Annotated in this window: 15 protein-coding genes; 11 read left to right on the plus strand and 4 right to left on the minus strand. The window is 71.9% G+C overall.

Annotation, left to right across the window (positions count from 1 at the left end):
* Positions 1-5: 5 nt before the first annotated feature.
* Positions 6-1178: an MFS transporter gene (locus CLV71_RS16805; protein ID WP_208297589.1), complete on the plus strand. Its 1173-nt coding sequence runs from the start codon at positions 6-8 to the stop codon at positions 1176-1178.
* On the opposite strand, the gene CLV71_RS16810 is transcribed toward CLV71_RS16805, so the two are convergent.
* Positions 1173-2288, minus strand: a complete 1116-nt coding sequence (locus CLV71_RS16810) for an NAD(P) transhydrogenase subunit alpha (protein ID WP_133903680.1) — start codon at positions 2286-2288, stop codon at positions 1173-1175. The two genes, CLV71_RS16805 and CLV71_RS16810, sit on opposite strands and share 6 nt — an antisense overlap.
* A gap of 220 nt (positions 2289-2508) precedes the next feature.
* Between CLV71_RS16810 and CLV71_RS16815 the strand changes: the two genes are divergently transcribed.
* Positions 2509-3669: a lytic transglycosylase domain-containing protein gene (locus CLV71_RS16815; RefSeq protein WP_133903681.1), complete on the plus strand. Its 1161-nt coding sequence runs from the start codon at positions 2509-2511 to the stop codon at positions 3667-3669.
* 87 nt (positions 3670-3756) lie between these two features.
* Here CLV71_RS16815 and CLV71_RS16820 read toward each other — a convergent pair whose 3' ends face one another.
* Positions 3757-4383 (minus strand): hypothetical protein, encoded by a 627-nt coding sequence (locus CLV71_RS16820; protein WP_243866522.1) that lies wholly within the window; start codon positions 4381-4383, stop codon positions 3757-3759.
* Between the two features lie 124 nt (positions 4384-4507).
* On the opposite strand from CLV71_RS16820, the gene CLV71_RS16825 reads away from it, so the two are divergent.
* The 5 genes from CLV71_RS16825 to CLV71_RS16845 all read left to right on the plus strand — a co-directional run bounded on the left by CLV71_RS16825 (position 4508) and on the right by CLV71_RS16845 (position 11601).
* Positions 4508-5239 carry a response regulator transcription factor gene (locus CLV71_RS16825; protein ID WP_133903682.1) on the plus strand — a complete coding sequence of 244 codons (732 nt, stop codon included), beginning with the start codon at positions 4508-4510 and terminating at the stop codon, positions 5237-5239.
* Positions 5217-6683: a sensor histidine kinase gene (locus tag CLV71_RS16830; RefSeq protein WP_133903683.1), complete on the plus strand. Its 1467-nt coding sequence runs from the start codon at positions 5217-5219 to the stop codon at positions 6681-6683. Before CLV71_RS16825 ends, CLV71_RS16830 begins: the two co-directional genes overlap by 23 nt.
* 39 nt (positions 6684-6722) lie before the next feature.
* Positions 6723-8498, plus strand: a complete 1776-nt coding sequence (locus tag CLV71_RS16835) for a glycosyltransferase family 39 protein (protein WP_133903684.1) — start codon at positions 6723-6725, stop codon at positions 8496-8498.
* 65 nt (positions 8499-8563) lie between these two features.
* Positions 8564-9793 (plus strand): bifunctional glycosyltransferase family 2/GtrA family protein, encoded by a 1230-nt coding sequence (locus CLV71_RS16840; protein ID WP_133903685.1) that lies wholly within the window; start codon positions 8564-8566, stop codon positions 9791-9793.
* A complete protein-coding gene (locus CLV71_RS16845; protein WP_133903686.1) occupies positions 9790-11601 on the plus strand; it encodes an ArnT family glycosyltransferase in 1812 nt (603 codons plus the stop codon). The genes CLV71_RS16840 and CLV71_RS16845 overlap by 4 nt, the downstream gene beginning before the upstream one ends.
* A gap of 4 nt (positions 11602-11605) precedes the next feature.
* Here CLV71_RS16845 and CLV71_RS16850 read toward each other — a convergent pair whose 3' ends face one another.
* Positions 11606-14257, minus strand: a complete 2652-nt coding sequence (locus CLV71_RS16850) for an ATP-binding protein (RefSeq protein WP_133903687.1) — start codon at positions 14255-14257, stop codon at positions 11606-11608.
* Positions 14258-14376: 119 nt separating this feature from the next.
* On the opposite strand from CLV71_RS16850, the gene CLV71_RS16855 reads away from it, so the two are divergent.
* From CLV71_RS16855 to CLV71_RS16865, 3 genes are read left to right on the plus strand one after another with little or no spacing between them, the layout of a single operon-like run.
* Entirely contained in the window at positions 14377-14811 is a 435-nt protein-coding gene (locus CLV71_RS16855) for a peptidase inhibitor family I36 protein (protein ID WP_133903688.1), read from the plus strand.
* A gap of 15 nt (positions 14812-14826) precedes the next feature.
* Positions 14827-16413 (plus strand): AMP-binding protein, encoded by a 1587-nt coding sequence (locus CLV71_RS16860; RefSeq protein WP_133903689.1) that lies wholly within the window; start codon positions 14827-14829, stop codon positions 16411-16413.
* Complete coding sequence (locus CLV71_RS16865; protein WP_133903690.1) at positions 16400-17203, plus strand: GNAT family N-acetyltransferase; 804 nt, start codon at positions 16400-16402, stop codon at positions 17201-17203. Before CLV71_RS16860 ends, CLV71_RS16865 begins: the two co-directional genes overlap by 14 nt.
* Here CLV71_RS16865 and CLV71_RS16870 read toward each other — a convergent pair.
* Entirely contained in the window at positions 17185-18507 is a 1323-nt protein-coding gene (locus tag CLV71_RS16870; protein ID WP_243866523.1) for an MFS transporter, read from the minus strand. The two genes, CLV71_RS16865 and CLV71_RS16870, sit on opposite strands and share 19 nt — an antisense overlap.
* A 145-nt stretch (positions 18508-18652) precedes the next feature.
* Here CLV71_RS16870 and CLV71_RS16875 point away from each other — a divergent pair, with 145 nt between their 5' ends.
* Entirely contained in the window at positions 18653-19087 is a 435-nt protein-coding gene (locus CLV71_RS16875) for a MarR family winged helix-turn-helix transcriptional regulator (RefSeq protein ID WP_133903691.1), read from the plus strand.
* The last annotated feature ends 68 nt before the right edge of the window (positions 19088-19155 follow it).

Genomic DNA, 19155 nt, shown 5'->3' on the forward strand with positions numbered 1-19155 from the left:
GGAACGTGAACGACGTGATCCGGCTGGTCCGGACCAACCGAGCGTTCGGCGCGCTGGCCGCCGCGCGGATCGTGTCGTCGACCGGGGACTCGCTGAGCCTGGTCGCGTTGGTGCTGCTGGTCGCGGGCAGGGCGGGCGACGCGCTGGCGGTGGCGTTGCTGTTGCTGGTCGGCGACTTCGCGCCGTCCCTGCTCGGGCCGCTGACGGGGGCGGTCAGCGACCGGTTCGACCTGCGGCGCGTGATGGTCGCCTCGGAGCTGGTGCAGGGCCTTCTCGTGCTCGCGATCGCGTTCTTCCTGCCGCCGCTGCCGGTGTTGCTGGCGTTGGTGGGGTTGCGTTCCGTCGCGGGCCAGGTGTTCCTGCCCGCGTCCCGGTCGGCGATGCCAGCGCTCGTGTCCGACGAGGACCTTCCCTCGGCCAATGCGTTGCTCGGCTTCGGATCGGGCGGCGAGGTGTTGGGGCCGCTGCTCGCCGCCGCGCTCGTCGGGGTGATCGGGGTGCCGGGCGTGCTGCTGGTGGACGCGGGCAGTTTCGCCCTGTCCGCCCTGCTGTTGCTGCTCGTGCCGCGGCTGCCTGCCGCGGGTTCGGCCGGGTTGCTGGGTTCCGCGCTCGACGGGTTGCGGTTCATCCGGTCGCACAGGGTGGTGCGGGCGATCGCGCTGGGGTTCTGCGCGGTGGTGGCGTGCAACGGGGTGGACGACGTGGCGCTGGTGTTCCTCGCGCACGACACCTTCGGCGCCGGTGACGCGGCGGTCGCCCTGCTCCTCGCGGCGGTGGGGATCGGGTTGCTGGTGGGCTACGCGCTGCTGTCCTCGGTGCGGGTGCCGATGGGCGTACTGCTGGTCACGGGGTTCGCGGTGAGCAGCGTCGGAAACCTGTTGACGGGCCTGGCGTGGGCGGTCGCGGCGGCGTTCACCGTGCAGACGGTGCGGGGACTCGGCGTCGCTGCGATGGACGTCGCGACGAACACGCTGCTCCCCCGACTCGTGCCGCCTGCCATGCTCGGCCGGGTGTTCGGCAACCTCTACGGTGCGATCGGTGTCGCCGCCGCGCTGTCGTACGTTGCCGGGAGCGTGCTGCTCGACCTCACCTCCGCGCCGGTGACCCTCGTGGTGGCGGGCGGCCTCGGCACCCTCGCGACCGTCGCGACCGCGGTGGCGTTGCGGCGAAGGCTATGACAGCAGCGCACGCGTCGGCGCGTGGTGGACTTCGCCCTCGTGGGTGACGCAGCTGCCCGAGACGATGTCGTCGTCGAGGTCGGGGGCCAGCTTGCCGTCGGAAGCCAGGTGCAGCAACAGGTTCACGACGTTGGACGCGTAGAGCTGGCTCGCCTGCGCCGGCATCTGGCTGGGCACGTTGCGGCCACCCCACACGCGGGCGCCACCGATCGTGACCTCCTCGCCCGCCACCGCGCCCTCGACGTTGCCGCCCTGTTCCGCCGCGAGGTCGACCACGACCGAGCCCGCACGCATGGCCGCGACCATCTCGCTCGTCACCAGCATCGGGGCGGTGCGGCCGGGGACCGCGGCCGTGGTGATCAGCGCGTCGGCCTCGGCGACGTACGGGGCGAGCAGTTCCAGCTGCCTGGCCGCCCGCTCCTCGGTCATCTCCCTCGCGTACCCGCCTGCGCCCTCCAGCGGCGGCAGGTCCAGCTCGACGAACTCCGCGCCGACGCTGCGGACCTCCTCCGCCGCGGCGGCACGCACGTCGTACGCCTTCACGACCGCGCCCAGCCGCCGCGCGGTGGCGGTGGCCTGCAGACCGGCGACCCCGGCACCGAGGACCAGGACCTTCGCGGGGGCGACCGTGCCCGCGGCGGTCATGAGCAGCGGGAAGAACCTCGGCAGGCGTTCGGCCGCGACCAGTGCGCAGCGGTAGCCGGAGACGAGTGCCTGCGAGGACAGGGCGTCCATCGACTGCGCGCGTGAGGTGCGTGGCACCAGCTCCATCGCGAACGCCGACAGGTTGGCGTCCCGCAGGCGGGCGACCAGCGCCAGCTCCTGCGTCGCGGGCAGGAAGCTGACCACCACCGCGTGCGCGGCGAGCGCATCGACCTGCTTGTCCGTCGGGGGCGCGACACCGAGCAGGGCGGCGGCGTCCTGCGCCGCGTCCTCGGTGACCTCGGCCCCGGCCGCGCGGTAGTCGTCGTCGGTGTGGTGGGCCGCTGCGCCGGCCCCCGGCTCGACCGCGACCTCGAAGCCCGCGCCGGTCAGGCGCGAGACGAGGCCAGGTACCAGTGCCACCCGCCGCTCGCCGGATCTCGTCTCAGCAGCTATGGCGATCTTCACAGGTCTGGACCCTAATTGGCGACGGCGGTCTTGTCAGGGGCTGAGTGGGTTGATCCTTTTTCCCCTGGTCATGACGCTCCGGGCACGCGGCTGTCACCGATGAGGCTGGCTTGGCTGCCCGATCGGGTATGCCTGCCTTCTCGCCCCTGCTCGTGTCGCGCACCGGTGCTCTACTGACCTGGGTCCACCTCCGAACGGGTGGGTCGAAGGGGTGGATGGCTTGGCGAGCAAGGACAGCAGGGCACGCCGCCGGATGCGGCAGCCTTCGTCGAGGTTGATCGCGATGAGCGCGGTGGTGCTCGCGGCGTCGGCCGCGTCGTCGACAGTGCAGGCGGCGCAGTCACCACCGCCGCTTCCCGAGGCGCACCCGGCCACGACGGCCGACGGCGGCACCTCGCCGACGCGTGCCTTTCCCTCGGTGGAGAGCCACCTGGCGAGCGGGCGGTTCGTCGGCGCGCCGCTGCCGTTGGGAGGCGCCGCATCGGGGTCCATCCCGGCGACCGTGCTGGCCGCCTACCAGCAGGCGACCGACCGGACGAACATGGTGCAGCCGAACTGCCACATCCCGCTGGAGCTGCTCGCGGCCATCGGGAAGGTGGAGTCAGGACACGCGCGTGGCGGCGCGGTGGACGAGACAGGTCGGACGCTGACGCCGATCCTCGGGCCGGTGCTCAACGGCGGCGCCTTCGCCGCGATCCCCGACACCGACCAGGGGACGCTGGACGAGGACCGGACGTGGGACCGGGCCGTCGGTCCGATGCAGTTCATCCCGGGTACGTGGACGAGCTGGCAGTCGGACGGGAACCTCGACGGGCAACTCGACCCGCACAACGTCTACGACGCCTCGCTGGCCGCGGCCAGGTACCTGTGCGCGGCGAACCGCGACCTGGGGACACCCGCCGGTCTCGACGAGGCGATCCTGAGCTACAACCACTCGACGAGCTACCTGTCGCTGGTCCACTCGTGGATGGCGGTCTACCGCGAGGGCACGGTGTCGGTGGACGACATCCTCGACGCGGGCACCTACCCGACCTTCACCGAACCGACCCAGGTCACCCCGCCGCCCGCCGGGCCGCCCGCGCCGCCGACGAGCCCACCGGCGACCCCGCCGCCGGGCACCCCCCCGGTCACCCCGCCCACGACCCCGCCGACGGATCCGACCACACCGCCGCCCACCGATCCCGTACCGGACCCCGACCCCGGTACCCCGGACCCGGGTACCCCAGCTCCCGGCCAGGGCGAGGACGAGCCGGGCGAAGAGTGCGAGCTGCCAGGCGTGATCGGCGGTCTGCTGGGTGACCTGCTCGGGGACCTGCCGGACTGCGTCGTGACGTCGGAACCTTCCGTTCCGCAGGCTCCGACACCGCCAGAGGCGCCATAGTCGACAGAGGACGGAACGGCGAGTCGACCTGCGGGTCGGCTCGCCGTTTCGCGTGAGCCGACCGCACGGTCGATCGGCTACCCGAGGTCAGTTGCCGCCGTTCGGGTTGGCGTTGCCGCCGCCGTTCTGCGGGCCGAAGTTGCCGTTCCCCCGGTTGCCGCCAGGCCCCCGGTTCGTGAACTCCAGGATGGAGTCCGCCTCCGTGGTGCCGTTCTCGGTGCTGGCGATCACGGTGACGGCGTCACCCTTGGCTATGTCACCGTTCTTTTGGGTGTCACCGTTTATCACGTAGGTCTTCTCGTAACCGTCCTCGCTCTTCAGGGTTATCGAGTCATCCGATATCGCGGTCACGTCGCCCGTCTGGAACTCACCGTGTTGGGTGCCGTCCGCGCCGCCGAAGGGACCACCCATGATCATCGGACCGCCCGCACGGCCGCCGCCTGGACCGCCGCCAGGGCCTGCCTGGTTGTCCACCGAGCCACTCGCCGCGTAGATCGCCACGCCACCCGCAGCGGCGATGCCCACCGCCACCGCGACGGCGATGATCGTGCGCTTCGCCGTCCACCTCGACTTCGGGGCAGCCGGGGGTGGTGGGGCGCCCCATTCGGCAGGGGGCGGGACGGCCGGGGGGCCACCCACGCCACCACCGGCGGGAGCGGCAGGGCCGGCAGGGCCGGCGGGACCGGGCGATGTCGACGTCTGTTCGGTACTCATGAGGGCCACGATCGGGGTTCAACCTGTGGATGTCCTGTGTTCGCTGTGGGCAACCGCTGTGACCTCCCCCGGCACAGGAAGCTCACAGGATTCACTCAGCGGACCCACACGGACGTGCGAGAACATGACAGCCATGGTGGAGCGGAGTGAGCTACGGCGACCCGACGGGCAACCCGTCCGGGTACTCGTCATCGACGACGAGGCCACGCTGGCCGAGCTCGTCTCGATGGCGTTGCGGCTCGAGGGGTGGGAGATCAGGAGTGCCCTCGACGGGCTGACCGCCGTCCGCACCGCGCGTGAGTTCCGGCCGGACGCCGTCGTGCTCGACGTGATGCTGCCGGACATCGACGGGCTCGAGGTCCTGCGGCGCATGCGGGGCGACCTGCCCAACCTCCCCGTCCTGTTCCTCACGGCCAAGGACAGCGTCGAGGACCGGATCGCCGGGCTGACCGCGGGCGGGGACGACTACGTCACCAAGCCGTTCAGCCTCGAGGAGGTCACCCTCCGGCTGCGGGCGCTGCTGCGCAGGACCGGCGTCACCGAGGCGACCGCCGGGGCGTCGCTCGTCGTCGGGGACCTCACGCTCGACGAGGACAGCCGGGAGGTCACCAGGGGCGGCGAGCTGGTCGAGCTGACCGCCACCGAGTTCGAGCTGCTGCGTTACCTCATGCGCAACCCGCGCCGGGTGCTGTCCAAGGCGCAGATCCTCGACCGGGTGTGGAACTACGACTTCGGCGGCCAGGCCAACATCGTCGAGCTGTACATCTCCTACCTGCGCAAGAAGATCGACGCGGGTCGGTCGCCGATGATCCACACGATGCGGGGCGCCGGGTATGTCCTCAAACCGGGAGCGTAGGGGCGTCGAGTCGTGGTCACTGCGGCGACGGCTGATCTTCGAGCAGATCGTCCTGCTCGCACTCGTCTGTGTGATCATCGTGCTGGTCTCCGAGGTGGCGCTGCGGGCCTTCCTCGTCGGCCAGCTCGACGACCGGCTCGCCGGAGCGCAGGGCCGTGCCCGACCGCCGGACGCGGCAGGCAGGCCGACCGTGGGAATCCAGACCCAGGGACAGGGCCCGGGGACCTTCAACGCGCTACTCGACGGCAGTGACGTGCTGCAGGCCAACCGGGTCACCGAGGCAGGCGACCGCGAGAGCCTGCCTGCGGGCGAGTACGCGACCCTGCTCGACCTGTCGGCCGACGGCCACATCTACCTGCGTGACCTCGGCACGTTCGGCGAGTACCGGCTGGTCGCCACTCAGACCCCGATGGGCGAGGTGATCGTCACCGGGCTGCCCATGTCCGAGGTCAACAGCATCCTGCTGACCGCCGGACTGATCATCGGGGCCGTCGCGCTCCTCGGTCTGCTCGTCGCCGCGGGGGCGGGGGCGTTCATCGTGCGCAGGGCGCTGCAGCCGCTGGAGCGGGTGGCGGCCACGGCGGCCAGGGTCGCCGAGCTGCCGCTCGACCAAGGCGAGGTGGAGCTGGCCGAACGGGTGCCCAGGCGGTACACCGACCCGAACACCGAGGTCGGACGGGTCGGGCTCGCCCTCAACCACATGCTGGGCAACGTGGGTGACGCGCTCGTCGCCCGGCACGAGAGCGAGCTGCGGGTGCGGCAGTTCGTCGCCGACGCCAGCCACGAGCTGCGCACGCCGCTCGCCGCCGTCCGCGGGTACACCGAGCTGATCCGGCGCCGCGACGACGATGTCACGCCGGAGGTGGCGCACGCGCTCGGCCGCGTCGAGTCCGAGGCCGCGCGGATGACCACGCTGGTCGAGGACCTGCTCCTACTGGCCCGCCTCGACTCCGGCCGCCCGCTCGACCACGGCAGGGTCGACCTGTCCCGCCTGGTCGTCGACGCGGTGAGCGACGCGCAGGTGGCGGGCCAGGACCACGTGTGGCGGCTCGACGTGCCACCGGACCCGGTCACCGTGCCGGGCGACGAGCCGAGGCTGCACCAGGTGCTCGCGAACCTGCTGTCCAACGCACGCACGCACACCCCACCTGGCACGACCGTCACCATTGGACTGTCCACAGACGACAGTGGAGCGACCATGACGGTCACCGACGACGGCCCCGGCATCCCGCAGGACCTGCTGCCCGCGGTGTTCGAACGGTTCGCCAGAGGCGACTCGTCCCGCTCCCGGGCCGCGGGCAGCACGGGGCTCGGCCTCGCCATCGTGGCCGCCGTCGTGCAGGCACACCACGGCAGCGTCCACGTCGGGAGCAGGCGGGGGTGGACCCGCTTCACGGTGACGTTGCCGCGCGAATCACTCGTCACAGCGCACGCACAGGATTGACCAAGCCGCCACTCAGGCCAGGTGGCCAGGTTTGGGAGTATGACGACACTCGCCCCCGCCGTGCGCCGCACGCGGGTCCGGCCCGCGCTCCCCCTGCTGCTGACCGCCACCGGAGTGCTGTACGTCTGGGGACTCGGCGCGTCGGGCTGGGCGAACGCCTACTACTCGGCCGCCGCGCAGGCGGGTGCCGCGAGCTGGAAGGCGCTGCTGTTCGGTGCGACCGACGCGGCGGGCGGGATCACCATCGACAAGACACCCGCCTCGGTGTGGGTGATGGGGCTGTCGGCGCGGCTGTTCGGCGTCAACACCTGGAGCATCCTCGTGCCGCAGGCGCTCATGGGCGTCGCCACGGTCTGGCTGCTGTACGCGGCGGTGAGACGGGTCGCGGGCGAGTGGGCCGCACTGGTCGCCGGGGTCGTGCTGGCGCTGACCCCGGTGGCGGTGCTGATGTTCCGCTTCAACAACCCGGACGCGTTGCTCGTCCTGCTGCTCACGGCAGGCGCCTACGCGACGGTGCGGGCCATCGAGGACGGCAGGACGCGCTGGCTCGTGCTCGCGGGCGCGTGTGTCGGGTTCGGCTTCCTCACCAAGATGCTGCAGGCGTTCCTGGTGCTGCCGGGCTTCGGGATCGCCTACGTCGTGGGTGCGAAGCGCAGACGGATCCTCGGTCTGGCAACGGCTCTCGGCTCGATGGTCGTCGCGGGCGGCTGGTGGGTGCTGCTGGTCTCGCTCTGGCCTGCCGCCGACCGGCCCTACATCGGCGGCTCGCAGGACAACTCCGTGCTGGAGCTGACCTTCGGCTACAACGGGTTCGGGCGGCTCACCGGCGACGAGGTCGGCAGTGTCGGCGGCGGCGCGGGCGGCACCTGGGGATCGACCGGCTGGGGCCGACTGCTCAGCGGCGAGATGGCGGGCGGCATCGCGTGGCTCCTGCCCGCGGCGGTCGTGCTGCTGGGCGGAGGCCTGTGGGCGACGTGGCGCAGGGACCCGGCGTTCCACTCGCTGGTCCTGTGGGGCGGCTGGTTCGTGGTCACCGGCGCGGTCTTCAGCTACATGAACGGGATCATCCACCCGTACTACACGGTGGCACTGGCACCCGCGCTGGCGGCGGTCGTCGGCATCGGCGGAGTCGTGTTGTGGCGCAGGGGTTTCGTCGGGTGTGCGGTGGTGTCCGGCGCGGTGGCGCTGACCGCGCTCGAGACGTACCTGCTGCTGGACTCGGTGGTGCTGCTCGTGATCGGGCTCGTCGCGGCCGGGCTGGTGCTGCTGGTCGAACGCAACCTGGCCGTGGTGGGGCTCGCCGTGGTCGTCGCGCTGGCCGGGCCGGGGGTGTACTCGTTCGAGACGGCCGCGGCGGCCCACACCGGCGCGATCCCCAGTGCCGGTCCGGCGAACCAGGCCTTCGGTGGTCCCGGCGGCGGTGGTGGTCCGACCGGTGCGCGTGGCGGCGGCATGGGCGGCCTGCTCGACGCGCCGAGTGTCGGCGCGGACCTGGCGAACCTGCTGGCGGACAGCGGCGACCACACGTGGGCCGCGGCGACCGTCGGCTCGAACAACGCGGCGGGCTACCAGCTGGCGAGCGGCAGACCCGTGCTCGCGGTGGGTGGTTTCAACGGCACCGACCCGTATCCGACACTGGCCGAGTTCCAGGAGATGGTCCGAAGTGGACAGATCAGGTACTTCGTGGGCGACGGTGGCATGTCCGGCACCGCGACCGGCGGCAGCGACGCGGGCGCGCAGATCGCCGAGTGGGTCGCGGCGAGCTTCACCTCGTCGACCGTGTCCGGCGTCACCGTCTACGACCTCACGTCATGACACGCACAGCGCACGCACAGGCGAGCCACACGGGCGACCAAGCGGGGTGCCCGAGCGTGGAGGACATGACGCTCACCGTGCCCAACCCCACCGACCGGGAGGCCATCGTCCCCGAGGGCGATCTCCCGGTGCTCGACGTCGTCGTGCCCGTGTTCAACGAGGAGCGGGACCTCGCACCCTGTGTCCGGCGGCTGCACGAGCACCTGGTCGAGAGCTTCCCCTACCGGTTCCGGATCACCGTGGCGGACAACGCGAGCACGGACGGGACCCCGTCGATCGCCGACGCGCTCGCCGAGGAGATCCCCGAGGTGGTCTCCGTGCACCTGCCGGAGAAGGGCCGGGGACGGGCGTTGCACGCGGTGTGGACGCACAGCCCCGCCGCCGTGCTGGCGTACCTGGACGTCGACCTCTCCACCGACCTCAACGCGTTGTCACCGCTGATCGCGCCGCTGCTGTCGGGGCACTCGGACCTCGCGATCGGCAGCAGGCTCGCGCGCGGCTCCCGGGTCGTGCGCGGACCGAAGCGGGAGTTCATCTCCCGCTGCTACAACCTGATCCTGCGCGGCGCGCTCGCGACGCGGTTCTCCGACGCGCAGTGCGGGTTCAAGGCGATCCGCGCGGACGTGGCGTCGAAGCTGCTGCCGCACGTGACCGACACCGGCTGGTTCTTCGACACCGAACTGCTCGTGCTCGCCGAGCGCAGTGGCCTGCGCATCCACGAGGTGCCCGTCGACTGGGTGGACGACCCGGACAGCCGCGTGGACATCGTGGTCACGGCCATCGCCGACCTGAAGGGCATCGCGCGGTTGGTGCGCGGCTTCGCGAGTGGGCGGATCCCCGTGGCTGAGCTCCGCGAACAACTGGGCCGGGACGCGCCGAGAACGGGGCTGCTGCGCCAACTCGTCCGGTTCTCGGCCGTCGGCGTGATCTCCACGCTCGCGTACCTGGTGCTGTACTCGCTGATGCGCGACGGGTTGGGCGCGCAGGGGGCGAACTTCGTCGCACTGGGGCTCACCGCGATCGGCAACACGGCGGCCAACCGGCGGTACACGTTCGGCGTGCGCGGCAGGAAACGCGCGGCACGCCACCAGTTCGAGGGCCTGATCGTGTTCGGACTGGGACTGGCGCTGACGTCCGGGTCGCTCGCGGTCCTGCACGCGCTCACCGCGCCCGGCCGCGGGCTCGAGCTGGCCGTGCTGGTCCTCGCCAACCTCGCGGCCACCGTGCTGCGGTTCCTCCTCCTCCGCGGCTGGGTGTTCCACCCGCGCCGCCAGACCGAAACGAGCCCACGTTGATCGCCATCGAGAAGCCGAGGACGGCACCGGCGCCCGCGGAACCCGCGCCACGCAGGCAGAAACCCTGGGGGCTGCTGCTCGTCGCCGGAGCCGCCGTCCTGTACCTGTGGAACCTCACCGCGAGCGGCTGGGGCAACAGCTACTACGCGGCGGCGACACAGGCGGGCACGCAGAGCTGGAAGGCGTTGCTGTTCGGGTCGCTCGACGCGGGGAACGTCATCACCGTCGACAAACCACCAGCGTCGCTGTGGCTCTCCGGCCTGTTCGGCCGCGTCTTCGGATTCTCCAGCTGGTCGGTCCTCGCGCCGCAGGCGCTCGCGGGTGTCGCGTCGGTCTGGCTGCTGTACGCGGCGGTGCGGCGGACCTCCGGTCTGGCCGCGGGACTGCTGGCGGGTGTCGGCCTCGCGCTGACCCCGGTGGCCACGCTCATGTTCCGCTTCAACCTGCCGGACCCGCTGCTCGTGCTCCTGCTCATCGCGGCGGCGTACGCGACGATCCGGGCCGTCGAGAAGGCGAGCGTCGGATGGCTGGTGCTGGCAGGCACGGCGATCGGCTTCGCGTTCCTCACCAAGATGTTGCAGGGTTTCCTGACGCTGCCCGCGATGGCGCTCGTCTACCTGGTGGCCGCGCCGACCACGCTGGGCAGGCGGATCGCGCACCTGGCGGCCGCGGCTGGTGCGGTGGTCGTGTCCTCGGGCTGGTACGTCGCGCTCGTGGAGCTGTGGCCTGCCGCGTCGAGGCCGTACATCGGGGGCTCGACGAACGACTCGTTCCTGGAGCTGGCGCTCGGCTACAACGGGCTCGGCCGGATCTTCGGCGGGGAGGGCAACCCGGGCGGCGGGGGCGGCGGCGGGTTCGGCAACGTCGGGTTCGGCGGTGCGTCGGGTCTCGGGCGCATGTTCGGCGCCTCCTTCGGCACCGAGGTCTCGTGGCTGCTGCCCGCCGCGTTGGTCGGGCTGGTCGCCGGGCTGTGGTTCTCGCGGCACGCGCCGAGGACGGACCGCACCCGCGCCGCGCTGTTGCTGTGGGGCGGCTGGCTCGTGGTGACCGCACTGGTGTTCAGCTTCATGAGCGGGATCATCCACCCGTACTACTCCGTGGCCCTCGCGCCGGGAATCGCCGGGGTGACCGCGATCAGCGCGCGGGAGCTGTGGCGTGGCCGTGCGCACCCGCCGGTCCGGTACGTGCTCACGGGGATGATGGCGGTCACCGGAGTGTGGACGTTCATCCTGCTGGACCGGTGGCCGGACTGGCTGCCGTGGCTGCGCTGGCTGATCCTCGCGCTGACGGTCGTGGTGTCGGCGGCGATCGCGGTGGGGGTGCGGGCTCGGGCCCTCGCGGTGGCCGGGATCGTGACCGCGTTGCTCGGCACGGGTACGTTCTCGGTCGCGACCGCCTCGGTGGCGCACTCCGGCTCGATCCCCACGTCCGGCCCGACGAGCGACGGCGAGATGGGCGGCGGCCCCGGCGGCGGCATGATGGGCGGGTCCGCCTCCAGCGCGCTGACGACGCTGTTGTCCGACACCGACACGGAGTGGGCCGCGGCGACGATGAGCGCCCAGTCGGCAGGCGAGCTGGAGCTGGCGACCGGCAGGTCGGTCATCGCGATCGGCGGCTTCAGCGGCGGTGACCCGGCGCCGACCCTCGCCGAGTTCCAGCAGTACGTGGCCGAGGGCAGGATCGGCTACTACGTCTCGATGGGCGGCGGCATGCGGGCAGGTGGCAGCTCCGACATCGAACAGTGGGTGAGCGACAACTTCAGCTCGCGGACCGTCGGCGGCCAGACGGTGTACGACCTGCGCGGCTGAGCCGTCACGGCATGGCGCCCCGGATCCGCTCGGCTTCCGGGGCGCCCTGCTCGTCGTACAGGGCCACGGCGAGACGCCACTGCGTGCGGCACCCGGCCACGTCGCCGAGCGCCAGGTGGACGTGCCCGGTGCCGTGGTGGGCCCTGGCCAGCTGCACGAGGTCGTCGGCCTCCACCGCGAACGTCCTGGCCTGCTCGTGGGCCCCCAGCGCGCGGGCCGGCGCCGCCGTGGCACTCGCGGTCTCCCCCAGCCCGTTCCACGCCATGGCGAGGCCCGTGCGGTCGCCGCAGGCCCGGAACAACCGCAGGGCCTCATAGTGACAGGTGGCGGCCGTCTCGTGCCTGCCGGCCAGGTTGTGGACGTCGCCGAGGTTGGTGAGGGCGTCGGCGTGCCCGTCGCGGTCGCCGGACTCGCGCCAGAGCGTCACCGCCCGCTCCAGGTGCTCGACCGCCTCGTCATGGGCGCCGGTCCGGCCGCGGGCGGCCCCCAGCTGCATCCGTGCGATCGACTCGCCGAACCGGTCGCCCGCCTCGACGGCCAGCACGCACGCCCTGGAGAGCAGGGCGACGGCCTCCGCGTACCGGCCCTGGCGCCATCCGACCGCGCCGAGGCCGCCGAGCGCGAGGACCTGTCCCTCCCGGATCCCGAGCCGGTCGGACAGGGCCAGCACCCAATGGAGGTGGTCCACGGCCCTCGGGTACCTGCCGGACCGCCAGAACGTGGCGGCGAGGTTGAGCCGGGCACGCACCTCACCCGCGGGGTCGTTGACGTCGTGGTAGATCGCGACCGCCCGTTCCAGGTGCGTCGCGGCCCGGTCGTAGCGGGCGGAACGCCAGTAGGTGGTGCCGAGGTTCGACAGCGCGCGGGCCTCACGCGCCCGGTCCCCGGCCTCCCTGTGCAGTGCGAGCGCCCGTTCGAGCAGGTCGACTGCCTGGTCGTACTCCGCGACCGACGCGAGGGTCGAGCCGAGGTCGTGCAGTGCGCGGGCCTGCTCCTCGGGGGCGCCGTGGCGGCGGGCGGCGGCCAGCGCGTGTTCGTGCAGCGTCTGCGCGGTGGTGAAGTCCGCGGCGAGGTAGAGGTGCCGGTGCAGGACGGCCGAGAGCTGGATGGCGTGGCGGGGCCAGCCGTGCCGGGCCGCGTGGACGGTGATGGCCGCCAGGTTCGCGCGTTCGGTCGCCAGCCAGTGGCGTGCGGTCGGCTCGTCGGCGACGGGGACGGGTGCGGTGATCGCGAGCTGGGGGCTTCGCTCGTGCGGGTACAGCAGCTTCACCGCGACCGCCGCGGTGTGCAGGTAGTAGTCGAGCAGCCGGGTCAGCGCGGCGCGGCGGTCGGTCTCGGCCTCGCCGGTGGTGGCGCGCTCGCGGGCCCAGGCGCGGACCAGGTCGTGCATGCGGTAGCCGTGCCGCGTCGGCTGGACGAGGTGGGCGTCGGCGAGCGTGTCGAGCATGCGCTCGGCCTCCGTGGCGCCGGTCGCGCACAGGCGGGCGGCGGCGGTGACCGTGATCGCGGTGCCGGGGTGCAGCCCGAGCAGCCGGAACATGCGTGCGGCCTGCGCGGGGAGGTGGTCGTAGGACCAGGAGAAGACCGTGCGGATCGCTGTCCTCGGGTCGTCACCCGCCTGGAGCAGCTCCAGCCTGCGGTGTTCGTCGGCGAGCTCGCCCGCCAGCGAGGCCAGTGCCATGCCCGGCCGGGCGACCGCCGACTCGGCCGCGACCCGCAACGCCAGGGGCAGGCGGGCGCAGTAGGCGGCCAGCCGGTCGGCCGAGGCGGGGTCGGCGTCGATGCGGCGGCCGACGAGCCTGCGCAGCAGGGCGGTGGCGTCCGTGGCGGGGAGGAGGTCCAGGTCGATGCGGCGGGCGCCGTGCCGGGAGACCAGCCCGGAGAGGCGGTCGCGGCTGGTGACGATGACGAAGCAGGACGCCGCACCCGGCAGCAGCGGGCGGACCTGCTCGGTGTTCCTGGCGTTGTCGAGGATGATCAGCATGCGGCGACCGTCGAGCAGCGTGCGGTACCTGGCCGCGCGTTCGGCCGGGTCGTACGGGATGTCGGCGCCGTGCGGCCCGAGCGTGCGCAGGAACCTGGCGAGCGCGTCACCCGGCCGGACGGGCTCGTCCGGGTCGTAGCCGCGCAGGTCGATGTACAGGCTGCCGTCCGGGAACGCGTCGGTGACGGCACGCCCCCAGTGCACTGCCAGTGCAGTCTTGCCGACGCCTGCCATCCCCGCCACGGCCGAGAGCACGACCGCCCGCGTGTCCCGCCCGGAGTCGTCGAGCAGGCGGTCGAGTGCGGCCAGCTCGACGGCGCGGCCGGTGAACGCGGGCACGTCGGCGGGCAGCTCGCGGGGCACGGTCTCGCTGGGGTGCTTCCTGACCTCCAGGTCGGCGGAGACCCGGAACCACGCCTCGCCCCACTCCCGCAGCTCGGCGGGCGTGGCACCGAGTGCGGCGACCATCCGGTCGAGCACCTCCGGCGGCGCGAGGTACCGGCCGGTGACGTAGGAGTGGATCGTCGAACGCGGTTCGCCGACCCGTTTGGCCAGCTCAGCGAGGCTGACCTTCGTCTTGCGGGAGCCCGGTGCGGCACGTGCCCGCAGCAGCTCCAGCTCGAGCGACAGCTCGGCGAGAGTCTGTATCCGCCGCGGCTCCGGTCCTTCCACGCGCTCCCCCCAGCGAGATCGTCCAGGAATATCCAGGATTTTCCCGCACGGCACCAGACCAGGCCTACTTCTTCTCTACTCGGTATGGCCGTGAGTTCCAACCGAGAGAAAGGAAGATCATGGCTGCTGCGACCAGAAAAGCCGCGATGGCACTGGCTGTGCCGGCTTTGCTTGGGGGTGTGTTCGCGGGCACCGCCACAGCGGAGCCGGGTTCCGGGATGTCGCCTGCCGAAACGCGGGACTTCTCCAACTGCCCAGCCGGGTACGCGTGCTTCTACACCGGTGTCGACGGTACCGGGAAGAAGTGCCAGTACCAGTCCGCGGACACCGACCACGCTGAGTGCTCGTGGGCGGCGGAGGAGCCCGTTCGGTCGGTCTACAACCACGGGACGAACGCGGCCTATGGCGGGCTGTGCGCCTACAACCGTCCCGACTACTCCAAGGAGGGCGCCTGGACGTTCGTCCCCAGGGGCCAGGCAGGGAACATCGCATCGACCGAGTTCAAGGTGCTGTCCCACAGATGGACGACGGGCAACTCTGCCGCTTCCTGCTGATCGAGGGGGTCGAGGGTGAGCACGGTCGTCGACACCATCATCAGCCGGCTGGGTGGACCGGGCTCACTGCGTGTGCTCGGCGCCGACGGCGCCGAGCACACGGCCTCCTGGGCCGCGATCCACCAACGAGCGCGCAGGCTCGCCACACTTCTCACGCGGCAGGGCATCGGTCCCGGCTCGCGGGTCGCGCTGCTCGCCGACACCAGCGTGGACCTCGTGACCACGATCCAGGCGGTGTGGCTCGCGGGCGCGGCCGTCACCATCCTCCCGCTGCCGACGAGACAACCCGCCGACGTCTACGTGGACCACCTGCGGCGCATGATCACCGACGCACGTCCGAGCCTCGTCCTCGTCGGCGACCCGCTGACCGGGCTCACCGAGCCGCTCGCCGCCACCGACCTCGCGACGTTCCTCGCCCACGCCACCACCGAGCCGGCCACACCGGTCCGGCCGGCTCAGGACGACCTCGCGATCCTCCAGTACACGAGCGGCTCCACCCGGCACCCGCGCGGCGTTCCCGTGACACACGGGCAACTGGCCGCGAACGTGGCCGCCATCGGCACCGCCACACGACACGACCAGGTGCACGGCTGCCTGCTGAGCTGGCTGCCGCTGTGCCACGACCTCGGCCTGGTCGGCGGCCTCATCCTGCCGATGTCGTGCGGCTGCCCGCTGGTGCTCCAGTCCCCAGCCGCCTTCGCGGCCCGCCCGATGAGCTGGTTCGAGGCGATCACCTCCCACCGCGCCACCGCGACCGCCGCGCCGAACTTCGCCTGGGGCCTGATGGCACGCCTCCTGGACGACGCCCCGGCCGTCCGGCTGGACTCGCTCCGCCTCGTCCTCACCGGCGCCGAGCCCATCGACCCGGCGGCGATGTCCCGCTTCGCCGAGGCCGGACGGCGCCACGGGCTGGACCCGTCGGTCATCACCTGCGCCTACGGCCTGGCCGAGGCCACGCTCGCGGTCACGATCTCGGCCCCCGGTCTGCGGACGGACACCGTCGACCCCGTTGCGCTGGAGACCAGGAGCGAGGCCGTGCCGGTCCCTGGCGGACGGTCCCTGACGCGGTTGGGCGGCCCGGTGCCGGGTGTCCGGCTGCGGATCGTGGACCGTGACGGCCGCGAGACGCGTGAACGCAGGGTGGGTCGCATCGAGGTCGCCGGCCCGAGCGTGATGCGGGGGTACTGGGGCAGGCCGGAGAGGACGGGCTGGCTGGACACGGGCGATCTGGGCTACCTCGCCGACGGGGACCTCGTCGTCTGCGGCCGCGAGTCCGACGTCCTGTTCGCGGCGGGGCGCAACGTGTACCCCCAGGACGTCGAGGCGGCCGCGAACACCGTGCCGGGGGTGCGTGTGGGCAACGCGGCGGCGTTCGGGGTCGACGGGCGACTGGTGGTCGCGGTCGAGTCCAGGGCGACCGACACCGAGGCGTTGCGGTCGGCCGTCCGGACGGCCGTCGTCGCCGAGGTCGGGCTCACGCCGAGGGCCGTCGCGGTGCTGCCACCCGGTGCGCTGCCGAAGACCACCTCGGGCAAGGTCCGCCGCGCCGAGTCGCGGCGGCTGTATCTCACGGGTTGGAGGACCTCCCATGACCACGACTGAACAGACCACGCGCCACGAGCTGGCGGAGCTGCTGGAGCTGGACCCGTCGGCACTGACCGACGACGCGCGCCTGACCGACGACCTCGGCCTGGACAGCCTCGCGATGATGACGCTGTCCGGCTGGCTGGTGGCCAGGGGCGTGTCGGCCCGGCCGAGGACCGTCGGCGACGTTCTCCAGGCGCTGGACGGGATCCGGCTGTCCGTCGTCGTGACCGACGGTGAACGCGGCGCCGCGTCGACGGCCGGGCTCCTGCCGCCCCGCCCCCGGTCGCCGCTGACGCCGGTGCTGGGCAACGCCGTGTACCGGCTGACCCCGATCCAGCAGGCCGACCTCGACTTCCTGTACCTGCTGGCCGCGGGCGCGGAGACGGGCTACCGGTGGCGGTACCGGGGGAATCCCCCGTCACAGCAACAGTTCGCGGCCGACCTGTTCGGGCAGGAGCTGGTCCAGTTCGTGGCGCGCGGGACCGCGAGCGGGGAACCGGCCGGCCACGTCGTCGCGTACGACCACGACATCGCGCAGGGCCACGCCTCGGTCGGCGCGGTGTTCGCGCCGGGCCACGCGGGCACCGGTCAGGCCGCGGAGATCACGGCCGTGTTCATCCGGTACCTGTTCCACACGTTCCGGCTGCACAAGGTGTACCTGGAGGTCCCCGGCTTCAACTGGCCGCAGGTCGAAAGCGGTGCGGGGACGCTGTTCGAGGTCGAGGGCGTGTTGAAGGAGCACGACTTCTACGCGGGCCGCTACTGGGACAAGTACGTCTGCGCGGTCTACCAGCTGCCGCGGTGATCGGGGATCGTGTAGATCAGCGGGACGGACGCCAGCAGCAGCACCGACAGGATCACGAAGCCGTGTGCCTGTGACATCGCGGGGTTGGTGCTGTTGGTGGCCACCGCGGTCATCACGGACACCGAGATGATCGAGCCGCTCTGGCGGAACATGCCGCGCAGCCCCGCGATCGACGAGATCTGGTCGGGGGCCAGGTGCAGGCCCGCGTTGTTCGACGCGGGCACGGCGACCCCCATGCCGACCCCGGTGACGCCGCCCGCCACCAGGAGCCACAGGTAGCCGTTGACGTCCGGCGGCGGGAACGCCATGAGCCCGAACCCCGTGACGATGAGCACGAAGCCGACCGTCATCGGGATGCGGCAGCCCAGCCGCCGCAGTGTCATGACCGCGAGCGCGGCCACGCAGATGACGCCCGCGCCGCGGGCGGTCAGGACGGTGCCTGCCGCCAGTGGGTCGAGGTGGAAGCGTTCCTCGGCGTAGAGGGGGACGAGCGCGCCGAACCCGATCGCGGCGCCGCCGAAGAGCATGTTGAGCACGTTCATCGAACCGAAGCCCTTGCCGCGCAGCAGCCGCATGGGGATGAACGGGGCGCGGGCGCGGACCGTGTGGCGGACGAACAGCCAGGCGAGCAGGCCGGCGACCACGATCGGCACGAGGAACCAGACACTGGTGACCCCGTGCTCGAGGTTCGTCATGCCGAACATGGCCGTCAGCATCAGCCCGGCGAGCAGGGCCAGGCCGCGGATGTCCATGGGGGCGAGCGGTTTGAGCTTCGTCTCACCGATCAACCGCCAGCCGAGGAACAGCAGGACCACGCCAATCGGCACGTTGACGAAGAAGATCGCCCGCCACGACGCGTAGGTGACGATGACGCCGCCGAGGATCGGGCCGAGGATGCCGCCGATGGGGAAGATCGACGTGAACATGCCGACCGCGCGGTCGCGGCCGGGGCCGTAGTGGTCGGCGATGATGCCCGTCGCGGAGGGGACGAACCCGCCGCCGCCGATGGCCTGGACGGCGCGGAGCGCGACGAGGACGTAGATGTTGCCCGCGAGCCCGCACAGCAGCGACGACGTCGTGAACACGACGACCGCGAAGAGGAAGACCTTCTTGCGGCCGAAGTGATCACCGAGCTTGCCCGCGAGCGGCATGGCGATGATCTGGCCGAGCGAGTAGATCGTGATCGTCCAGCCGCTCCAGTTGAGCTCGGCGTGGAGGTCGCCCTGGATGGCGTTCAGGGCCGTCGCGACGATCGTCTGGTCCATCGACGCCATGAACAACGCCATAGCGACGACGGCGAACACCAGGTGACGGCGCGGCAGGGGCTGCGCTGGGATTGCGACCGGCGCAGTAACTCCTATGCTTCGCATCCCCATGGACACAGAGTAAGTTGCTTGCCAGCAAGCAACCAAGCACGTGTGACTAACCAGTCATGCTGGAGACGAGCAAGTGGACGCCGACAACGTGACCCGCCTGCGGCGGGTCATCGGCCGCCTCGCGCGGCTGCTGAACGCCGCCCCGGTGAGCGAGAACCTGACGCCGACCCAGGCCTCCGTGCTCGGCCTGGTCGCCTACCGAGGCCCGATCGGCATGACGGAGCTCGCCGAGATCGAGGGCCTCAACCCGACCATGCTCTCGCGCGTGGTCGGCAAGCTGGTCGACGAGGACCTGGTCAGGCGCCTGCCCAACCCCGCTGACCAGCGCGCGGTGCAGTTGGAGGCGACCGACCACGGCCACGAGGTGCACGGCCGCATCATCGCCTCACGCACCGCGACCGTCGGCAAGATCCTGGACGGGCTGTCCCCCGATGTGACCAAGGCGCTCCTTGACGCGCTCCCGGCCCTGGAAGCCCTGGCGGAGGGCCTCCGTACCAAGAAGCCCTGACAGGTGCGATACCGGCCTGATTGTACGTTTGTCGGGGATGACGACCTCGTTGTCCTGCCTGGTCACGA

This window comes from Actinophytocola oryzae (assembly GCF_004364325.1).
In the GTDB taxonomy this organism is placed as follows: Bacteria; Actinomycetota; Actinomycetes; order Mycobacteriales; family Pseudonocardiaceae; genus Actinophytocola; species Actinophytocola oryzae.

What these genes read in the sequence shown, in the direction of transcription:
- CLV71_RS16820 (WP_243866522.1), bottom strand. Translation starts at nt 4,383, where the DNA reads ATGAGTACCGAACAGACGTCGACATCGCCCGGTCCCGCCGGCCCTGCC.
- CLV71_RS16825 (WP_133903682.1), top strand. Translation starts at nt 4,508, where the DNA reads ATGACAGCCATGGTGGAGCGGAGTGAGCTACGGCGACCCGACGGGCAA.
- CLV71_RS16830 (WP_133903683.1), top strand. Translation starts at nt 5,217, where the DNA reads ATGTCCTCAAACCGGGAGCGTAGGGGCGTCGAGTCGTGGTCACTGCGG.
- CLV71_RS16835 (WP_133903684.1), top strand. Translation starts at nt 6,723, where the DNA reads ATGACGACACTCGCCCCCGCCGTGCGCCGCACGCGGGTCCGGCCCGCG.
- CLV71_RS16840 (WP_133903685.1), top strand. Translation starts at nt 8,564, where the DNA reads ATGACGCTCACCGTGCCCAACCCCACCGACCGGGAGGCCATCGTCCCC.
- CLV71_RS16855 (WP_133903688.1), top strand. Translation starts at nt 14,377, where the DNA reads ATGGCTGCTGCGACCAGAAAAGCCGCGATGGCACTGGCTGTGCCGGCT.
- CLV71_RS16865 (WP_133903690.1), top strand. Translation starts at nt 16,400, where the DNA reads ATGACCACGACTGAACAGACCACGCGCCACGAGCTGGCGGAGCTGCTG.